The sequence below is a fragment of the Candidatus Flexicrinis affinis genome (genome assembly GCA_016716525.1).
Taxonomy (GTDB): Bacteria; Chloroflexota; Anaerolineae; order Aggregatilineales; family Phototrophicaceae; genus Flexicrinis; species Flexicrinis affinis.
Genome location: JADJWE010000006.1, coordinates 296,550 through 314,000 on the forward strand (window position 1 = coordinate 296,550; position 17,451 = coordinate 314,000).

Below are 17,451 nucleotides of genomic sequence, written 5' to 3' on the forward strand. Positions count from 1 at the left end.
CGTTCCGTTTGGCAGAAAGGATCGCAGTCATGCGCCGCTGGCACCTCCTTTTCGTTCTCGGCGTGCTGGCACTTGCGGTCAGCCCCGTGCACGCCATCCCCGCGGAATTCACCGCGTGGTTGTACACCCCCGATACCGGCGAGATGACGCTGGTCGACCTGTCCGGCGAGCGCGACACGTTCGAACTGCCGATCGCCCCGCCGTACACGATTCGCCCGCTGTCCAACGTCGGCGTGTCGCCCAATGGCCGGTTGATCGCCTATGTGCTCGCTCAGCCGGATTCGACCAATCAGCAGTTGATGATCTACGACTACAACACCCGCACCGTGATCGCACAGTATCCGGTGTCGTCGGTGGCGTATAACAGCATCGACTTCAACCCGCGTTTCGCCTTCAGCCCGGACTCACGGCGCGTGGCGCTGGGTTACAGCGTCGACCCGTCGGGCTGGGAACTGGTTGTGATCGATCTCGACAGCTTCAGCATCGCCGGCACGCTCTCGAGCGGCGACCCGGCCTTCGCAGGCATCCCGGCGACCTACGGCATCACGCCGACGGTCACCTACTTCCGCTCGCCCACCGAACTGGCGATCGCGCTGATCCGCGGCGGCACTGAAGCCAGCGAGCCTGCGGGCAGCTACTTGTGGGACACCGTGACCGCGTCCGTCACGCCGCACATCGGTTACGGGTCGGCCAGCGACGTGTTCGCGCCGACTGGCGAGGCCGTTATGGCGCTGCCGGACGACCGCTTCCCGATGATGCCGGACCGCTTCATGTTCGGCCAGTTCAACACCATCCAGGTTTACGACGCCGCGCGCGGCGAACGATGGCCGGTCTTCCAGCGGTCCGACTGGACGATCTACGGGCCGAAGTTCGTGTTCAACGCGCAGTTGGTCGCATTTGTGGCGTATGACGGCACCAGCGAGCGCGTTTACCTGCTCAACCGTGACGGCGCGATCGCCGGCGCCCTGCCGCCCGGCGTAAACGCGTACGAGATGGCGGGCGTGCCGGACGGCTTTATCTACGCCAAGCCTGACGGGGGCGTCCCCGGACTATACAGCATCAATCTGCGCGCCGGTGACTCGGACGGGTCGCGCGTGTGGAGCGGCGTGCCAAACACCTACCCGCGCATCGCGTGGGTCGGGTCGCTCGGGAGCAGTTCGTTCATGTTCCTCGAACCGCCGTATGCTAACTGGCCGGTATTGGCCGATCCGATCGCCGATGCCAGCGGCCCGGGTCCGACCGAACCCGGCGGCCTGACGCTGCGTGTCGGAGAGCGCGCCATCGTCCGCACGACCGAAGGCGACGCGCTGCGCGTCCGCTCCGGCCCCGGCACGAACTTCGTCGTCGTGCGCAGTATTCCCCCGGGTTCGACCGTCGACCTGATCGGCGGGCCGACCAGCTCCGGCGGCTTCAACTGGTGGAACATCCGCCTCGACGACGGCACGACAGGCTGGGCGGTCGACTTTGCCGATGGCGAGCAGACGCTTGTGCCGATCGGCGCTGAAGAAGCGCCGCCGACGCTTGCGCCAACCGCCACGCCGGGCGCCGACCCGAGCGTACCGACGCAGCTTCGTGTTGGCGACAACGCGCTGGTAACGACTGGCGCCCTACGCCTGCGCAGCGTGCCGGGTTTGGGCGGCGCGCTCGTGCGCGAAATGCCGCGCGACACCTACGTGCGCGTCATCGGCGGGCCTACGCCGATCGACAACTACTTGTGGTGGCAACTTCAGCTCCTCGACGGCACGACGGGCTGGGCGGCGGAGATCGTCGGCACCGAGCGCGTACTGACGTACACTACGCAGCCACCGCCAACCGCGACACCCGCGCCATCGGTAACGCCGGTCGGCGGACCGTCGCCGACACCGCTGATCTTCGTCCCACTGCCGATCACGACGCCGTTGATCGTCGTCCCGCTGTTGGTCGCGCCGAATCAGGTGTCGCCAGCGGACGGACACACGTTCGACATCTTCCCGCGTACGACGACGCTGTCATGGTCGGCGGTCGCCGCGGCCAGCGGTGGCTACGAACTGCAGCGCCAATGGTGCAGCAGCACCGGCACCAACTGCTCCGACTACCCGCTGGTATCGACGGGCGCGACGTCATACACGTTCGACTTCATCGGCGCGCAGGTCGGGCGCTGGCGTGTGCGGTCGGTCGGGTCGGGCGGCGCCAAGAGCGACTGGTCGCCGTGGCGCACGTTCCGGCATCTGCGGTAATGCCAGAATAGTCAGGGGCGCAGCGTGCTGCGCCCCTGACTTTCGCCCTCTGGACTCCCTGCCGCGAAATGACCGCGCGAGCGCGGTCATTTCGCAGAGATGGGGTCAAGGGGTGTAAACCCCTTGAATTTCGTTTTGTGTGTGCCGCTATTCGCCCACTTCGCCGCTGCCGACCGGTTCTTTGTTGGTCGTCACGCTCACCCAGTCAGGCCGGTCGTCGTAGAGATGGCCGAAGATCGGCTTTTCGTTGCGCAGGATTTCGACAAACGCGCCGAGGTCCGCGATCGGCAGATACATCGCGCCTTTACGTTCGCCGGGGTTGAACGACGGCGGCGGGAACGGGCTCTCAGGCGCGAGGAACAGCACGTCGAGCGTGTACTCGACTTTCGTCTGCGGCTCGGCACCGGTGCAGCGCACCAGACCACGGATCAGCACCTGCGCGCCGCCGATGTCGCGTCGTTCCAACTGCCGCCACGATACTTGATAGTGTTTGATCTCGAAGATGACGGACGCCATAGCCGGCCTTGCCTCCGCTGCTGATCTCGTTGGGTAGGTTACTAGCATAGCGCGCCGGCTCGTGTTTTGCTCATACGGGACGTGCGCTCCATGCTGTTCGAGCGACGGCGGCCGCTATGCGCGCGCCACGGGTTCGACCGGCAGATTGACCGTAAACGTCGTGCCGGAGCCGACCGCGCTGATAAAGTCGATATCCCCACCCAACTGAGTCACGCTTTGCTTGACGATCGCCAACCCGAGTCCGGTGCCTTCGATGCCGGATGCGTTGTCGGCACGGTGGAATGCGTCGAAGATGCGATGCTGCTCGTCCTCGGGGATACCGATACCCTGATCGCTGATCCGCAGCGTAATGTGATCGGCGTCGGCACAGATTTCGGCCGAGACGGTCGTACCGCTGGGAGAATACTTCACCGCGTTGGTGAGCAGGTTAATGAGCACCTGTTCGAATAGACGACGGTCGGTTGTCAGCGGAGCCGCGCTGCACACCGGGTTGATGACAAAGGTGTGGCGCCCGTGGTCGGCCATGCTCAGGTTTTCCACGACGCCGCGCAGCACGTCGAGAGCGTCGAACGACTCTGGCATCACGGACACGCGCCCTGCGGATGCACGGCTGATGCTCAGAACGTCGTCGAGCAGCTTCGACATGCGCCGCGCTTCGTTGGTCACGATGTCCAGCTTGCGGCCGATATCGTCTTTACTGAGCCGGTCGATGTAGCTCTTGAGGATGTCAATTGTCGAGACGATGACCGACAGCGGCGTACGGAACTCGTGCGTGACCATCTGCGTGAAACGTTCCTTGAGCAGGGTGATCTCGCGCTCTTTGGTCAGTTCGATCTCGAGCGACTCGACATTCATACGTTCGGCTTCCAGCGCGCGCCGCTCGGTCATATCAGCGGCAACCACCAAGCGTGCCGGGCGCCCGTCGAAGCGTATCCGCCGCGCGCTCACCTCGACTTCGAAGGTCGATCCGTCTTTGCGGCGATGCACCCATGTCGACGAGGTCATCACCTCTTGATCGCGGGCGTCCCCGCGCAGCAGCGCGACAAGCCGGTTGGCCTCATTCGGCGACCGGATGTCCAGCAGGTTCATTTGGGCGAATTCCTCGTGCGAGTACCCGTAATTTCGCACCATCGAGTCGTTGACCTTGAGAAACGCCAGCGTGTCCTCGTCGTAGATATACAACGGCTGCGGCGTAAGTTCGAACAGCTCTTCGTAGCGGTGCCGCTCGTCGATGAGCGCCTGTTCGACGCGCTTGATGTGCGTGATGTCGCGCCCGATGGACTGGACGAGCTGCAAGGTTCCGTCTTCGTCCGTGATGCCGTAGTCGACCCACTGAATCCAGCGCCCATTGCCATACTCGTCCGGCGTCAGGAATTCCATCGTCCGCGGCGTTGGGTCGCGCTGCAGCTCGGCCAGACGGTCCTTGACCCGCTGCAGGTCTTCCGGCCGGACAAGCGAAAAGAAGCTCTTGCCGATTAACTCCTCGGGCGGCCGGCCATAGAAGGCGCAGTAGGCTTTGTTGACGTAGGCCAGCGTGCTGTCCGGTTCGATCAAGCACACCAGATCGAGCTGGCCTTCCACGATACTGCGATAGCGGCGCTCGCTGTCGCGCAGGGCCTCTTCGGCCATGATGCGCGCGGTCACTTCGCGGCTCACCGTCATGACCGACTCGACCTCGCCATCCGCACCAAACAGCGGGATGATCTGCGTTTCGAAGAAGAGGCGCCGGCGTGGTCCGCTGATGACCCACTGTGTCCACTGCTCTTTGCCGGACGCGAATGCACGGCGCAGGTCGTCGGTGAGTTGATCGGCCAGATCGCGCGGGATCGGCATTTCGTAGAACGTCGCGCCGATGATCTCCTCGATCGGTCGAGTCAGCAGCGTGACCGAAGCGGGGTTGACGTACGAATAACGCAGCGAGCGATCGAACCGCGCGATCAGGTCGGGGTTGGCGTCGGTAAGCGCGTAGATGTCGCGCTGCTCTGGCTTGACAGCGGTGTCGGAATCTCTGGAAAGCCAGTCGGCCACGAGCGACTCGACGGTGACCCCGCGGCGCGCGGCTTCGTCGGCAAGCTGGCGTTCCAGATGATCCGGAAGGCGGGTCGTCATAATGAATCAGAACCGAAATGCGATGACTGTTTTCAGTATACTCGAAGGTTGACCCGTGAGAATGATGGTCATGTCAATGGTTTGACAATGTTTCCATGCTGGTTTACCAAACGAACGCGCCCTCTTGTGACGGAGGGCGCGTTCCATGTGTCATATCGTGCGGCTTAGGGGAACTTCAGCACGCGGATCGAGGCGATCCACCAGCCGTCGTAGTAGCCGTCCACGAGGTTCAGCGATGGATTGTTGATGGCATCGCTGTTGTCGCAGTCTCCACGGCGGTAGCACTCGGAGTCCTGGCGGTTGTAACGGAACCGCACCAAGATCTGCTGACCGTTGTACCCGGACAGATTGTACGTACGGAGCTGCCAAGCGTCCGAGTACGGGTTGCCGAGGCCCCTTACACCATTGCCAAAGTCGGCGTCATCCGACGCACCGTCGTCGTGATCAGAATTCTTGCCGACCCAAGTAAACCCGCCGTCCGTGCTCACTTCGACGAAGAACTGTTCGCCTCCATGAGACCGCCACTTCGTTTCGATCGCCATCGCCGCATAGCTGCCCGGCGCCATCGTCGTCAGGTCGAGGATGTGATTGCCCAGCAGCGACGTGTTGGCGTACGCAAGGGGCGGGATGTCGGGGGTCAGGCCGCCGCCATACTTCGGGCTGTCGGAGAACGAGTAGCTGCCGTCGCTCACGCTGAGTTGGATCACTGCACCGCCGCTGTTCTCAAAGTACTGCAGCGTAAGGCGGTAGCGCCGGCCAAACAAGAAGTTGAAGCTGCCCGTATTGGTCGTCGGAGAGTGATCCGTCCAGTTGTTGATGACATTCCACTCAAACGGCACAGGTGTGATCGGGTTGCCGCCGGCATCGAGTTCCTCGATCTTCATGCGCACGCCATCGTCGGAACGGGTGCTGAAGTTGCGGACACCGTTCTGGAAGCTCACGCCGTCGACCAGCACGTCCAGCGTGAATTCGCCGAGGAACCGATCGCAGCTTGGCAGCGCCGTTACGGGTTTACAAGACGGCGCTACGTTGATCTGCGTATACGGTACCGTGGCCACGGGCGCACGCTGCGGACTCTCGGTTTCCAACACGTAGTCTGCACCCATGCGGAAACGCATGCTACCACTATAGCCGAGGCTCTGACCGATGCTGACGCAGTCGCTGCAGTTGATCCAGTCACCCGTCCACACCCCGAGGTTGACGATCGCGCCGCTGCCACCGAGCGTGATGTTCGGGTCGAGGCCCCACAACCCTTCGGGGATCCAGTTGACCATGCTGCCGGCGTAGTCGATGAAGTTGCTGTTCTGGATGACCGTGATGTTGCTATACGGCTTCCGGTAGCGAACGTCGATGCCGTCGAGGTACCAACCATCATAGTTGGTAGTGGTCGTGAGCGCATCGTAGACGAACCGGATGCGGATGCGCGAGCCGGCAGAGCTGTTGATCGCGCTGTAGCCATATGGCGACAGGTCGATCTGGTAGCGCCTCCAACCGTAGCTCTTCGAGTCGCCGCCGGTGCTGCCGATCGGGAAGAACGGCGACGACACGTCGGTCCACGGCAGCCAGCCGCGTTCGAACGTGAAGCATTGCAGGATGTTCGGCCCGCAGGCGGCCTGCGCGGCGGTGTCGATCGCGGTCGCGGAGCGGGTATCCTCGCGCGAGACCTGAACGCGCAGCGTGGTGTACCGTCCGATGTGGTAGCGCGACCAGAAGTTGAGCACCGGCGCTTCGTCGTCGGCGTAGACGCCGCGCAGGTCGAACACGCGATCCAGCTCGAGGATGCTGTAGGTGTTGCCTAGCGTCGCCCATGCCGAGTCGCCATAGTCGCTGCCGTAGCCGATGGGCGCGCGGTCCTGCCCGCCGAGCGCGCTGTCGTGGAAGCTCATGGCGCCGCTGCCCGCGCGGGCCTCAAAGACCACCGCGTTCCACGTGCCGCCCAGCTTCCAGTCGTTCTCAAAGCGGCGGCCATCCACTGAGCCGTCCGGCTCACTGAAGAAGGTCGAGCCACTGCCGCTGCCGATTGGCGTCCCATTGAACCAGTCGTTCCTGCTCTCCAACACCGGCCACAGGCGCCAGACCGGTGTCGTGTCCTCGCCGAAGCGGATGTCGTCGATGTAGATGCCGCGCTCGCTCGCGGAGGCGTCCGCGCCCAGCGCAAAGCGGATCACCACATCGTCGTCGCGCAGGTCCGCGCCCGACCCCACACCCGGCGCGCCGCCGCCGTCCAGCGCGATCTGGCGCAGGATCGGATACAGCGAGACCTTGGTCGGTTCCCACGTGCGGTTGATCGCCCGCCCCATGTTATGGCGGTAGATCCACAGCGTGCGATATGCCGTATCCGCTTCGTCCACCCGCTTCCACTGGATGATGAACTGATCGGCAGATGCCAGCTCGCGCCGGTGGTAGAAGGTCAAAACCGGATTGGTCGCGGCTGGCGTGTACGAGTTGGTCCCGGTGGTCACGCCCGGCCCGATCAGCACGATCTTGCCCGGCGTATCGTTGTACAGGTCGATCGGCCAGCGCAGAGTCAGGTAGGTCGTCTGCCCGTCGATGTAGTTGCTCTTCGGTGCCGCGGCGTACGAGTACTCGACATCGGTCTCAGGGGCGCCCACGCGCACATGTCCGTGCTCGTCGGTCGGGCCCCACGTGCCGGTGAAGCGCCAGAAGTAAAGCGGGCCTTCGTCCTGCACGTTGTCGGTAAACGGATAGTCGGTGTATTTTGGCGTCTCGTCGCGGCCGAGCCGAATCTGGTCGATCCACCAGCCATCTTTCGTGTCCGCCTGAGCGTGCACCAGCATCGCAAAGCGAATACGAATCTGCGTCGGGTTGCCGGGGATGTTCTTGAGGCTGATCACCGTTTCTTGCAGCGTGGTCTGCTTGACCTCGCCGGTCGCTGTGATCGGCCGGATTTCGCCGTCGTCGAAGGTTGTCCACACCGCCGGTGCCACATCGAACGGCGTGGTCGAATACTGCACGACGAGCCCGGTACGGCTTCCGACGTGATAGCCCTGATAGAACGACAGCACCGGATCGCCGTCGTTGCCGAAGCTGTCGACTGCCGGCAGCGTCGTCAGGTCGATGAACCCATCGAACTCGAGATAATTGACACGGACATCGTCGATGTCGTTGCTGACCGGCGAGTCGTTATGGCGCTTGTAGTAGGTGTAGACGCTGCCGTTAGTGCCGGCTACGGCATCTTGCGTGTCGACGGTATCGTCGGCGCTGTCATGGAAGGCCAAGCCGTTGGGCCCGAACTTGTTGTTCGACACAAGCGCCCAACCGGACTTCTGGTCACCGGGGTTGTTGATGCCACCGGTGGTGATGAAATCGAAGCGCTCGTCGGCGTTGTTCAACGTCCACAGCTGATCCATGTTGAAGGTCTGCTGCGTCTTGTCCTTGAACTCGACATCGTCGACATGCCACTGCCGGTCACCGCTGGCGCCCGACGAAATCCGCATGGCAAAGCGGAACGTCAAGCGGTTGCTGGTAAAGCCGGTCATATACGGCGCCAGATCGACGACGTTGCGCGTCCAGTTGAAGTTGGTCGTGCCGGCGCGCCCGAGGTCGATCTTCTGCCACGTCATCGCGCTGCGGTTGGCGGTTGGCGGGAAGGCCAACGGGTCTACCGGGATGTATTCGGCGACTTCAAGCCACCCATCCGTGCCGGGGCTGTCGAACTCCCACGTGTCCCAGAAGATCATCTGGGGATTGGTCATGCTGGTTGGAATACGGACAGCGCCGCGCCACTCCAGGTAGCACAGCGTGCCGGTCTGGTTCTCGCCCAACACGTAGTCGTCGAACAGATTGCGTTCGGTGTTGGAGTCGTTCTCGTCGTCGTAAATGCCCCAGCCGCAGTTGAAGCTGCCGCCCGAGGCTGTGCCGGTACCGTCTACTGCCGAGTCGTCGGGGTTCGCGCCGGAGCCAAGCACCTCGACCTTCAGAACTGACGTGCCGCCGCCCTGATAGTAGTCGACCTCGATCGTATGCTCGCCGGCGGCCAAGGAAATCGAGCCGGTGTACAGCGTCGCGGCCTGATCCGTCCAACTGTTGGTATTGCCGTTTGAATCGGCGATGGTGACCGGGCTGCCATCGACACGGACGCGCGCGCCGTCGTTTGTGACCACGCGGAAGGACAAGCTCATGTCGGACGGCAGTTCGATCGTCCGCGTGAAGGTTGCCGAGAAATCGGTCGTTCGCCAGCTCGCGACGAACGCACCGTTGTAATCCAGCGCCCAGATACCGGAAATGACGTGGTCGGGCGTGCCGCTCAGCGTGCGGTTGGGGTAGAACTCGCCCGTCCACGGCAACCCGCCGAGGGCGATGTTGTTGTCGATACGCCAGCGACGCGCTTCGTCCGCGGTGTCCTTGAACGGCGCGTCCTTGTAGTCGTCGCCATACGTCGGCGTCAGCGTCGGCGTCGAAGTAGGCGCCGGCACAGTGGCCGTGTAGGTGTTGGTCACCGTGGGCGACGGGCCGGCCGTGGGAATGTCGGTCGGGTTCGCCGGCGTGTTGGTGGCGATGGCGCCACCCGTCGGCGTGAACTCGAAGACCTTCGTCACAGTGCCCCAGAACTCGTCGCGGTCGGGCGCATCGCCGACGACCGTTTGCTGCAGGATGTCGTTCACCACAGCGTTGAACAGGTTCGAGGTCACCGGCGCGCTCGCGGCGAGGGCCAAGCCGAAGGCAATGCCGACAAGGACCGCAATCAAGGCGTATTCGATGATTGCCTGACCGCGTTCGCGCATGGGCGTGTGAGAATTGGGTTCAGGGTGCAGGTGCGACATAGCGACCCCGGCAAAGTATGCCAGCTATTCCGTCTGAATTGCAGTGTACCGAAACATTGGTCAATAGAGGCAGGTTTTTTTGTCGGAGAGTTGTACGGAACCATTCACAGATTATTGACATGCGCGTTCGCTCCCCTCATGCCATACTCTGCAGATGGTGCCGGATCGAGGACGCGCGTGATGAGCGACCCAACGCCTTACCCGCCCGAATACTTTGCGCGTGAGGATGACAGCAACGATCGTCAGTTTTACAGCGTCGCGCGCAAGGTCGTACACATCGACGATTCCGCCATCGACATGCTGCGCGAGCGCGTGTTTCGTCCGCTGCTGCCTGCTGGCGGGCGCGTCCTCGACCTGATGAGCAGTTGGCGGTCGCATTTGCCGCCCGACGCGGCGTTGGGTCACGTCACCGGATTGGGCCTCAACGGCGATGAGATGGCCGACAACCCGCAGCTCGACGATTACCTCGTGCACGACCTCAACGCGACGCCCGATCTGCCCTTTTCCGACGGATCGTTCGACGCGGCACTGTGCACCGTGTCGATACAGTACCTCACACGCCCGATCGAGGTTTTTCGCGAGGTGCGGCGCGTCCTGACCCCGCGAGCGCCGTTCATCGTGAGCTTCAGCAACCGCTGTTTTCCGTCGAAGGCCGTGTGGGTGTGGCTGTTCACCGACGACGCCAAACATCAAGCGCTGGTGACTGATTATCTCGAGCGCGCCGGCTTCGGCGACATCCATACCGAAGATCATGTGCCGCGTTGGGGCGATCCGCTTTACGCCGTCATCGGCCGCGCGCCGTAAGGAAGTGCTGAGTAATGAGTGATGAGAACAAGCCAGCACCCATCACGCGCTGCTCCAGCCTCACCAACTACACCTCACCCCATCTCCACATTGGTGAGATGGCCGGGGAGTGAGGTTTGGCGGCCATTCTCCGGCTAGTCCGTGATGTCGGCCACGGAGACGACTTGGCCGGTATGTTGGCTGCGCGTGGCGGCGATCGCCGCCTGCAGGGCGGCACGCGCGTCCTGCGCCGTCACGGCGGGCGGCTTGTCGTCGCGGACGCAGGTGACGAACGCGGCAATCTGCGCGGTGTAGGCCGGGCCAAAGCGTTCCGGGAAGTGCGGCACGACGTCATGGCGGACGCCGGACTTGGTGAGGGTCAGCACGGCGGTCTCTTGCAAGTAACCGATCTGCAGCGCCCCCTCGGTGCCGACAACCTCGCCGCGGATGTCGTAGCCGTACTTGGCCGTGCGGCTGACCTCGATGTTGCCCAGCCCGCCGCCGTTGAACTTGAGCGTGATTTGCGCATTGTCGACATCGCCGACAGTGGTCAGTTCCGGGTACACCAGCGCCGCCGTCTCGGCATACACGCGCTGGATTTCGTCGCCGGTCAACCAGCGCACGACGTCGAAGTCGTGGATGCCCATGTCGACGATCAGCCCACCACTGGCGGCCGGATTGGCGTATTCGAGGCTGGTACGATACGGGTCGCGCCCGATCGAGCGGATCATCACCGGCGTGCCGATCACACCCGCGTCGATCTGGCGCTTGGCCTCGCTGTACGCGCGATCAAAGCGGCGCATGAACCCGATTTGCATGAGCACGCCGGCGTTGTCGACCGCCGCGATCATCTCGTCTGTTTCGCGCAGCGTGAGGGCGGTCGGCTTCTCACAGAAGACCGCCTTCCCGGCCTGCGCGGCGGCTATGACGACCTCGCGATGGGTATGGGTCGGGGTCGTGACGATCACCGCATCGACACGCGTATCTGCGAGCAGGGCGGTATAGTCCTTGGCAGTCGTAACGCCGGCATACTGCGCCAGCACCGACGGCTGAGGATCGCTGACGGCGACCAGTTCGGCGTCATCCAATTGGCCGGCGACAAAGTTGGCATACACGCGGCCCATGCGCCCCAAACCGATGACACCAATACCGATCTTGGTCATAACACGCTTCCCAGAGATATGCAGCGGCGCATTATACGCCACCGAGACGTCCAACGTGACTAATCGAGAATCGCCAAACACGCCGCTTGGTGTTTCAGTGACCTGCGATCCATGGGGGTTGGCCGCTTCTCATCACTCAACACGCAGCACTTTCAGCTTTTCCCCTAGTAGCCGATCGAGCGCAGGTACTGCCGATTGCGGGCGACGGCTTGTTTCGGCGCGTCGATGTCCTCCACCAGCACGTCCTGCTCGACGATCGCCCAGCCATCGTACCCCAGCCCTTCCATCTCCTTCATCACGCGCGGGAAATCGACCGCGCCGTGGCCCAGCTCGCAGAACACGCCGCGCTTGACTGCCTCGAAGTAATCGGCTTCGTCCGCGTCACAGGTTTCCTTGACGGCCGGGTCGAAGTCTTTGAGATGGAGGTAGCGCACGCGTTCGCCGTGGTGATGGATGCACTCAACGGCGTCGCCACCGGCAAAGTGGTAATGCCCGGTATCGAGGCACAGCCCGACCAGCGCCGGATCGGTGGCGTCCAGCAGGCGCGCGGTCTCTTCGGGTGTTTCGACATAGCCCGCGCAGTGATGGTGAAACACAGTGTGCAGGCCAAGCCGGTCATGCACCTCGCGCGCAATGCGGTTGACCGCTTCACCGACGATCGCCCATGCCGCCGCGTCCAACAACGATCCGCCGCGGCGGCCGGCCTGCTTGACCAGTTCCGGCACCGAGCCGCTGTCGTCGGCCAGCACGACATGGCGCGCGCCGCAGGCCGCTAAAACCCGCCCAACCTTGAGCGCATGCGCCAGTGCCTCGTCGTGGCGGACCGGGTCCACCAGCGGAACCGGCACGAACGACGATAGCAGCTTCAGACCACGTGAATCCAGCGCTGCCTGAAGTTCGGCTGGATCGGTGGGCAGGAACCCCCACGGGCCGTACTCGAGCGCGTCGTAGCCTGCTTCTTTGATCTGGTCGAGCACCTGTTCGGGCGTGTAGCGCTGCACCGCGCCCTCAAACTCGAAAATACCCCAGCACACCGGGGCGGTCGCAATTCTGATCGTCATCATTTCCTCCGCGTGCCGAACGTTGGCCGCACATCATCCGAGTCTAGCGCGCCTACCGGCCGTCTGCTATGCGTCAGCTAGACAATCGGGACTCTCCCATATAATGAGAGTCGTCATCATCTACGCAGGACAGGGTTATTCCACCATGCGCCGCATTGTCTTCGCTTTACTTCTGGCTGTCTTAACGCTAACCGCAGCCGCCCCGGCCGCCGCACAAGGGCGTTGGGACGGCAACAGCCGCTTCACCATTCTCGTCATGGGCATGGATCGCCGCCCCGGCGCGCGCGACACGCTCAATACCCGCACGGACGCCATGCTGGTCGTCAGCGTCGACCCGACGACCAACAAGATCGGCGTGCTGCACATCCCGCGCGACCTGCATTTGGCCGCGCTCGACAGCGACTCGCTGATCCGCGCCAATACGCTGATGATCCGCGGCGAGTCGATTCAGGAAGGCTATGGCCCGTTCTATGCGATGGACACGATCGGCTACAACCTCGGTATTTTCATCGACGGCTTCATCGCCTTCGACTTCGAAGCGTTTATCACACTGGTCGATGCGCTCGGCGGCGTCGAGGTCACGATTAACTATGCGATCAGCGACCCGACCTACCCGGACATGAACTACGGCTTCGACCCGTTTTTCCTTTCGTCCGGCACACATCTGCTGGACGGCCGCACGGCGCTCAAGTTTGCGCGCACCCGGCACGGCGATAACGACTACTTGCGCGGTGAACGCCAAATGCAGGTGTTCAAGGCGCTCGGCTTGAAGGCGACCGATGGCTCGGTGCTGCCCGACCTGCTGCTGCAAGCCCCACAGTTGATGGAGTCGCTCGACGGGCATGTCTATACCGATCTGACCGTGGACGAACTGGCGCCGCTGGCGCTGTTCGCAGCCTTCGTTCCGGTCGAGTACGTAGTGACCGGCAGCCTGAGCGGACGGTACATCGCGACGGTGCAGGTGCCGGGCACGACCGAACGCGTGCAAACCCCGAACCGCACTGTGCTCGAAGACCTGATGCGCGAAACGTTCGGCGCCGACTACGCGGGATAGCGAACCCTACAACTCGATCCACCAGCGGAACGTATCGACGTCGCGCCCTTCTACGCGGATGCGATCTTGCAGCGCGCCCCCGTTGGCCTTGATGACCCGGATGCTGCGCTCGTTGGTCACGTCGGTCGTGAGCATCACGCGCCGGAATCCCAGCCTGCGCGCGTGCTCCAAACCGAGCCGCAGGATCAGCGTGCCATAACCCTTGCCGCGCTCGGTCGGGCGCAGCTCATAGCCGACATGCCCGCCGAATCGTTCGAGCTTTTCGTTCAAATGATGCCGGATCGACAGCCGGCCGATGAAGTGATCGCCTCGCATCAGCCACAGGGCGGTGTCAGCCACGTAGCCGGGGGGCGGGTTGGACTCCATGGCCAAAAGACGCGCGAGGTAGCTGTCGAACGTGTCCGGCGACACTTCGTGGTAACGACCTTCCGGCTTGAACTCCTCGACCGCTTCCAAGAAGCTCGCACGGGCGCGGGCGTGGGGCCGCACCAGATCGACGATGGGCGCGATGAACTCGACCCGATTGCCGAACGGGTCGCGGAACTCGAAACGGTCGTAACCGGGGATCGGTTCGCCGGTTTGCGCGGCGATCCCGCGAGCTTCGAGATTCGCCCGCCACGCCGCCAATTCTTCGACCTCATACGCGAGATGCGCTTTGGTGGCTGACCGGTCGACACCTTGCTCGACGCCGATATGAAGCTGCTGATCGCCGACCGCGGCCCAGAACCCGCCGCGACCGACCAGCGAGTCAGGCTTGGGGAGTTCCAGCAGCCCCAACACATCCAAATAGAACGCGCGCGCGTCCGCGACCTGATCGGGCGACACGGTGATTTGCGCGTGGTGGAAGCGCACGATGCCCGCCACTGTCCTAGCCCGTCAGCCACTCGTTGGCATGGGTCAGGCCGTGCTTGCGCAGCCATGCCATCAACTGATCAGTGTTCGGCTCGGTGAGCATGCTGCCGCGGTCGATCCCGCGCGGGGACATGCCCGGCGCGATCGGCTCCGGCGGCGCGATCGGCTGAGCCGGGTCGCCGTCGGCGACGTACAACGTCGGTATGCTCAGGTATCCCGTCCAGCGCAGCAGGCGCTCGCGCACCGCCGGGTCGAGGTCGTAGTGCTGCTCGACGTAATCCACACCGAGATCGTCCAAGACGCGACGGGCCAAAGTCGACAGGGGACATCCGCTCGTGCGATTGATCATGACGAGGGTGAGGGGCATGGATTATGCGTCCGGGAGAGCTGTCGCGGTCGGTACAGGGGTAGCGGGTATGATGCCGAACAAATTGTCCGGTTCGAGGAAACACAGAACGCCCTCGACCACGCCCCGCGACAGCACGTCTTGCCGATTGACGAGCGAGTCGCGGTCGGCGCGCATAAAGCCGAGCTCGATGATCGCGGCCGGTGTGAGCGGGTGGATTTCGCGGAAGGAATGATAGTTGGTCATGTGAACGGTCGTTCCGTATCTGCGTTCTAGGCCGGAGACTGCCCCGTACAATGCCGCGATACATTCGGCCAGCCGATCGTCTGGCCCGCCCGGCGGCTTGGCTTCTGCTTTGGCAACCAAAAACCCGCTGACGACTTCATCATATTGCGCGCAGGTATTGCTGTGGATGCTGACCAGTGCCGCACCCTGAAAGTCCGTCAAGCGCGGGTCGAATTCGTCAAGCAGCAGCACACTGTATCCGCGCTGACGGAGCGCCAGCACGACCTGCGACGCTACGGCGAAGTTGATTTCGTTCTCGGTCAGGCCGTCGTCGCATACCGCGCCCGGATCATAGCTGGCTTCCTGTCCCGGCCCGCGATGCCCGCTGACGATCCCGATGGTGCGCGCCCAGTTGGGCGTCGGCGCGATGGTTGGCGTCGGCGTGGGGTGGTCGGCATAGACCACCTGCGCAATATTGCGCCGCACGTCCGGGCTCAAGAAGTCGGCCGAGGTGAACCAGCTCAAGATTGTCGCCATCAGGCCGGCGGCGAAACTGGTGACCAGCAGCGCGCGGATGACTCCGCCCAGCACGCCTACCCGGCGCGCCTGTCGCGCCGCTTGACGCTTCTTCACGCGGCGAATGCGCTCGGCTTCGAGCGCCGCGGCCTGTACCCGTTCTTCGTCGGTGAGCGGACGCGCGGCCGGCTGTGCGTACACCGGGGCGGGCATCTGCGGCTCCGACACCAGAATGCGCTGGCCGGGCACGATATCCTGCCGCGGCGCAGGCGTCTGCGATTCCGCTTGCTTGGGTGGGCTGACCGGTGGCGGTTGGGGCTTGCGTGGTTCGCTTGGTGGGCGGCGCGGCGCACTGGGTGGCCGGTCAACCGGCGGCGGCAGCGGGGCGTCGTCGTCGAAGAACCTCGGAAGATCGGCCGGAGGTGGCACGCCGGCATCCGCATCGGTGGCACTGCGCTCGGCAGCACGGCGTGCCGCGGCCTGCCGCACCAGTTCGGAAAAGATCATCGACGCCGGCAGATCGCGCGACGCATCGTCGCGATCGGGGCGATTGCGATCTTCAGAAGGGGGGGGCGTGCGGTCGTCCATATCGCGCCTAGTATAGCGCAAGTCGTCTTGACGATGATGAGAGGTGGGGCGCTGCCCCACAGCCCGCCAGAAGGCTTACGCCCTCTGGACTCCCTATGCGCGAAATCGCCACGCATGTGTGGCGATTTCGCAGTCTTGGGGTCAAGGGGTGTAAACCTGTTGTGGAGGTGCGCAGGCAAAGCCTCTGCCTACAGTATTGGCAGGCCGTGCTGAATCAGCGTCGGGGCGGTGGCGGCGGCGGCCACAATGACGGTCACGAGCGCGTAAAGCGCCGCGCGCGCCGGCCCGTTCTGGCGGGCAATCAGGGCTGTTGCGGCAATCGCACAGGCCAGCGCGACCCACACAGCAGCCGGCACGGTGAGGATGACAGCGCCGAGCATCAGCCCGGCAACCACCAGATCCGCACGCGACGACCCGCGCAAGTAGCGCACGCTGTAGGTCACGAACGCAAGCGTGAACGTCATGCCGAGCAGGATCGCGCCGTCGGTGGCGAACACGGTGATCAACGCCGGCACGAAAGCGATCGCGGCAAGCACGCGCCCCAACGACTTGTCGCGCAGTTCGGCGCCGAGATCATAGGCGATCCACACGAACACCCCGCCCAGCACGGCGATCAGACCCCACCCTACTTCTCCAAGCGGTGCGCTGAGCTGCCCGCTCAAGTAGGCGGTCAGCGCTGTGTGGGCCGGCGCGGAGGTCACGTACAGCGACTCCGTGCCGGCGTTGACGGCCTGCGCATCGAAGGTCAAGTGTGCGGCAGCGACGCCACTGCCCGCCTGCGCCAGCGCGACGACGATGAACACGGTCAGGGCCGCACCCAAACCCAGCAGGTCATACGGCCCGGGCCAGCCTTGATCGGCGTCGGCCAACTCCTCGCCGCGCGCCTCGGCCCGCTTCTGGCCAAAGCTGAGCGTTCCGCCCAGAAAGATGCTCGTGACGAGCAGGAACAGCATGTAGTCGACCACCAACGTATTCCAGCCCGCCGCCGTGCCATAGAACACAGCCCCGCCTGCGATCAACGCCAGCGCCAGCGACGCGTTCAATCCGATGCGCGGCTGAGAGGTCGGATAGGCCGGGGACAGCATGGCTCCTGCGCCCAGCACCACGGCCCCGAAGATGAAGAAGACGATCAGCGTCATGAATTGTGCTTTCTTGTACAAAGCATCGTGTAAGTATACGCACGTCTGCTGCGGGGTGCTATCGCCACGCGCGGACTCATGCTATTCTTTTACGCATTG

At 63.7% G+C, this 17,451-nt stretch carries 12 protein-coding genes; 3 read left to right on the top strand and 9 right to left on the bottom strand.

Annotation, left to right across the window (positions count from 1 at the left end; translation table 11 throughout):
• Positions 1 to 29: 29 nt before the first annotated feature.
• Positions 30 to 2,216 (top strand): SH3 domain-containing protein, encoded by a 2,187-nt coding sequence (locus tag IPM16_16595; protein MBK9124721.1) that lies wholly within the window; start codon positions 30 to 32, stop codon positions 2,214 to 2,216.
• Between the two features lie 147 nt (positions 2,217 to 2,363).
• On the opposite strand, the gene IPM16_16600 is transcribed toward IPM16_16595, so the two are convergent.
• The 3 genes from IPM16_16600 to IPM16_16610 form a co-directional block, all read right to left on the bottom strand.
• Positions 2,364 to 2,732, bottom strand: a complete 369-nt coding sequence (locus tag IPM16_16600) for a hypothetical protein (GenBank protein ID MBK9124722.1) — start codon at positions 2,730 to 2,732, stop codon at positions 2,364 to 2,366.
• Positions 2,733 to 2,846: 114 nt separating this feature from the next.
• Positions 2,847 to 4,841, bottom strand: coding sequence for a PAS domain S-box protein (locus IPM16_16605; protein MBK9124723.1), 1,995 nt, complete (start codon positions 4,839 to 4,841; stop codon positions 2,847 to 2,849).
• 164 nt (positions 4,842 to 5,005) lie between these two features.
• Entirely contained in the window at positions 5,006 to 9,625 is a 4,620-nt protein-coding gene (locus IPM16_16610; protein ID MBK9124724.1) for a hypothetical protein, read from the bottom strand.
• A gap of 180 nt (positions 9,626 to 9,805) precedes the next feature.
• Here IPM16_16610 and IPM16_16615 point away from each other — a divergent pair, with 180 nt between their 5' ends.
• Complete coding sequence (locus IPM16_16615) at positions 9,806 to 10,429, top strand: methyltransferase domain-containing protein (protein ID MBK9124725.1); 624 nt, start codon at positions 9,806 to 9,808, stop codon at positions 10,427 to 10,429.
• 134 nt (positions 10,430 to 10,563) lie between these two features.
• On the opposite strand, the gene iolG is transcribed toward IPM16_16615, so the two are convergent.
• Together iolG and IPM16_16625 are read right to left on the bottom strand one after the other, a co-directional pair.
• A complete protein-coding gene (iolG, locus tag IPM16_16620) occupies positions 10,564 to 11,571 on the bottom strand; it encodes an inositol 2-dehydrogenase (protein MBK9124726.1) in 1,008 nt (335 codons plus the stop codon).
• 164 nt (positions 11,572 to 11,735) lie between these two features.
• A complete protein-coding gene (locus IPM16_16625; protein MBK9124727.1) occupies positions 11,736 to 12,632 on the bottom strand; it encodes a TIM barrel protein in 897 nt (298 codons plus the stop codon).
• Positions 12,633 to 12,777: 145 nt separating this feature from the next.
• Here IPM16_16625 and IPM16_16630 point away from each other — a divergent pair, with 145 nt between their 5' ends.
• Positions 12,778 to 13,686, top strand: coding sequence for an LCP family protein (locus IPM16_16630; GenBank protein MBK9124728.1), 909 nt, complete (start codon positions 12,778 to 12,780; stop codon positions 13,684 to 13,686).
• A gap of 6 nt (positions 13,687 to 13,692) precedes the next feature.
• Here the strand turns inward: IPM16_16630 and IPM16_16635 are convergent, their stop codons facing one another.
• The 4 genes from IPM16_16635 to IPM16_16650 form a co-directional block, all read right to left on the bottom strand.
• A complete protein-coding gene (locus IPM16_16635; GenBank protein ID MBK9124729.1) occupies positions 13,693 to 14,550 on the bottom strand; it encodes a GNAT family N-acetyltransferase in 858 nt (285 codons plus the stop codon).
• Between the two features lie 4 nt (positions 14,551 to 14,554).
• The gene (locus IPM16_16640) at positions 14,555 to 14,905 is read right to left on the bottom strand and encodes a glutaredoxin family protein (protein MBK9124730.1); all 351 of its coding nucleotides are present in this window, start codon (positions 14,903 to 14,905) and stop codon (positions 14,555 to 14,557) included.
• A 3-nt stretch (positions 14,906 to 14,908) separates the two neighbouring features.
• The gene (locus IPM16_16645; protein MBK9124731.1) at positions 14,909 to 16,213 is read right to left on the bottom strand and encodes an N-acetylmuramoyl-L-alanine amidase; all 1,305 of its coding nucleotides are present in this window, start codon (positions 16,211 to 16,213) and stop codon (positions 14,909 to 14,911) included.
• A gap of 188 nt (positions 16,214 to 16,401) precedes the next feature.
• Positions 16,402 to 17,352, bottom strand: coding sequence for a hypothetical protein (locus IPM16_16650; protein MBK9124732.1), 951 nt, complete (start codon positions 17,350 to 17,352; stop codon positions 16,402 to 16,404).
• Positions 17,353 to 17,451 lie beyond the last annotated feature (99 nt).

What these genes read in the sequence shown, in the direction of transcription:
- IPM16_16595 (MBK9124721.1), top strand. Translation starts at nt 30, where the DNA reads ATGCGCCGCTGGCACCTCCTTTTCGTTCTCGGCGTGCTGGCACTTGCG.
- IPM16_16600 (MBK9124722.1), bottom strand. Translation starts at nt 2,732, where the DNA reads ATGGCGTCCGTCATCTTCGAGATCAAACACTATCAAGTATCGTGGCGG.
- IPM16_16605 (MBK9124723.1), bottom strand. Translation starts at nt 4,841, where the DNA reads ATGACGACCCGCCTTCCGGATCATCTGGAACGCCAGCTTGCCGACGAA.
- IPM16_16610 (MBK9124724.1), bottom strand. Translation starts at nt 9,625, where the DNA reads ATGTCGCACCTGCACCCTGAACCCAATTCTCACACGCCCATGCGCGAA.
- IPM16_16615 (MBK9124725.1), top strand. Translation starts at nt 9,806, where the DNA reads ATGAGCGACCCAACGCCTTACCCGCCCGAATACTTTGCGCGTGAGGAT.
- iolG (MBK9124726.1), bottom strand. Translation starts at nt 11,571, where the DNA reads ATGACCAAGATCGGTATTGGTGTCATCGGTTTGGGGCGCATGGGCCGC.
- IPM16_16625 (MBK9124727.1), bottom strand. Translation starts at nt 12,632, where the DNA reads ATGACGATCAGAATTGCGACCGCCCCGGTGTGCTGGGGTATTTTCGAG.
- IPM16_16630 (MBK9124728.1), top strand. Translation starts at nt 12,778, where the DNA reads ATGCGCCGCATTGTCTTCGCTTTACTTCTGGCTGTCTTAACGCTAACC.
- IPM16_16640 (MBK9124730.1), bottom strand. Translation starts at nt 14,905, where the DNA reads ATGCCCCTCACCCTCGTCATGATCAATCGCACGAGCGGATGTCCCCTG.
- IPM16_16645 (MBK9124731.1), bottom strand. Translation starts at nt 16,213, where the DNA reads ATGGACGACCGCACGCCCCCCCCTTCTGAAGATCGCAATCGCCCCGAT.
- IPM16_16650 (MBK9124732.1), bottom strand. Translation starts at nt 17,352, where the DNA reads ATGACGCTGATCGTCTTCTTCATCTTCGGGGCCGTGGTGCTGGGCGCA.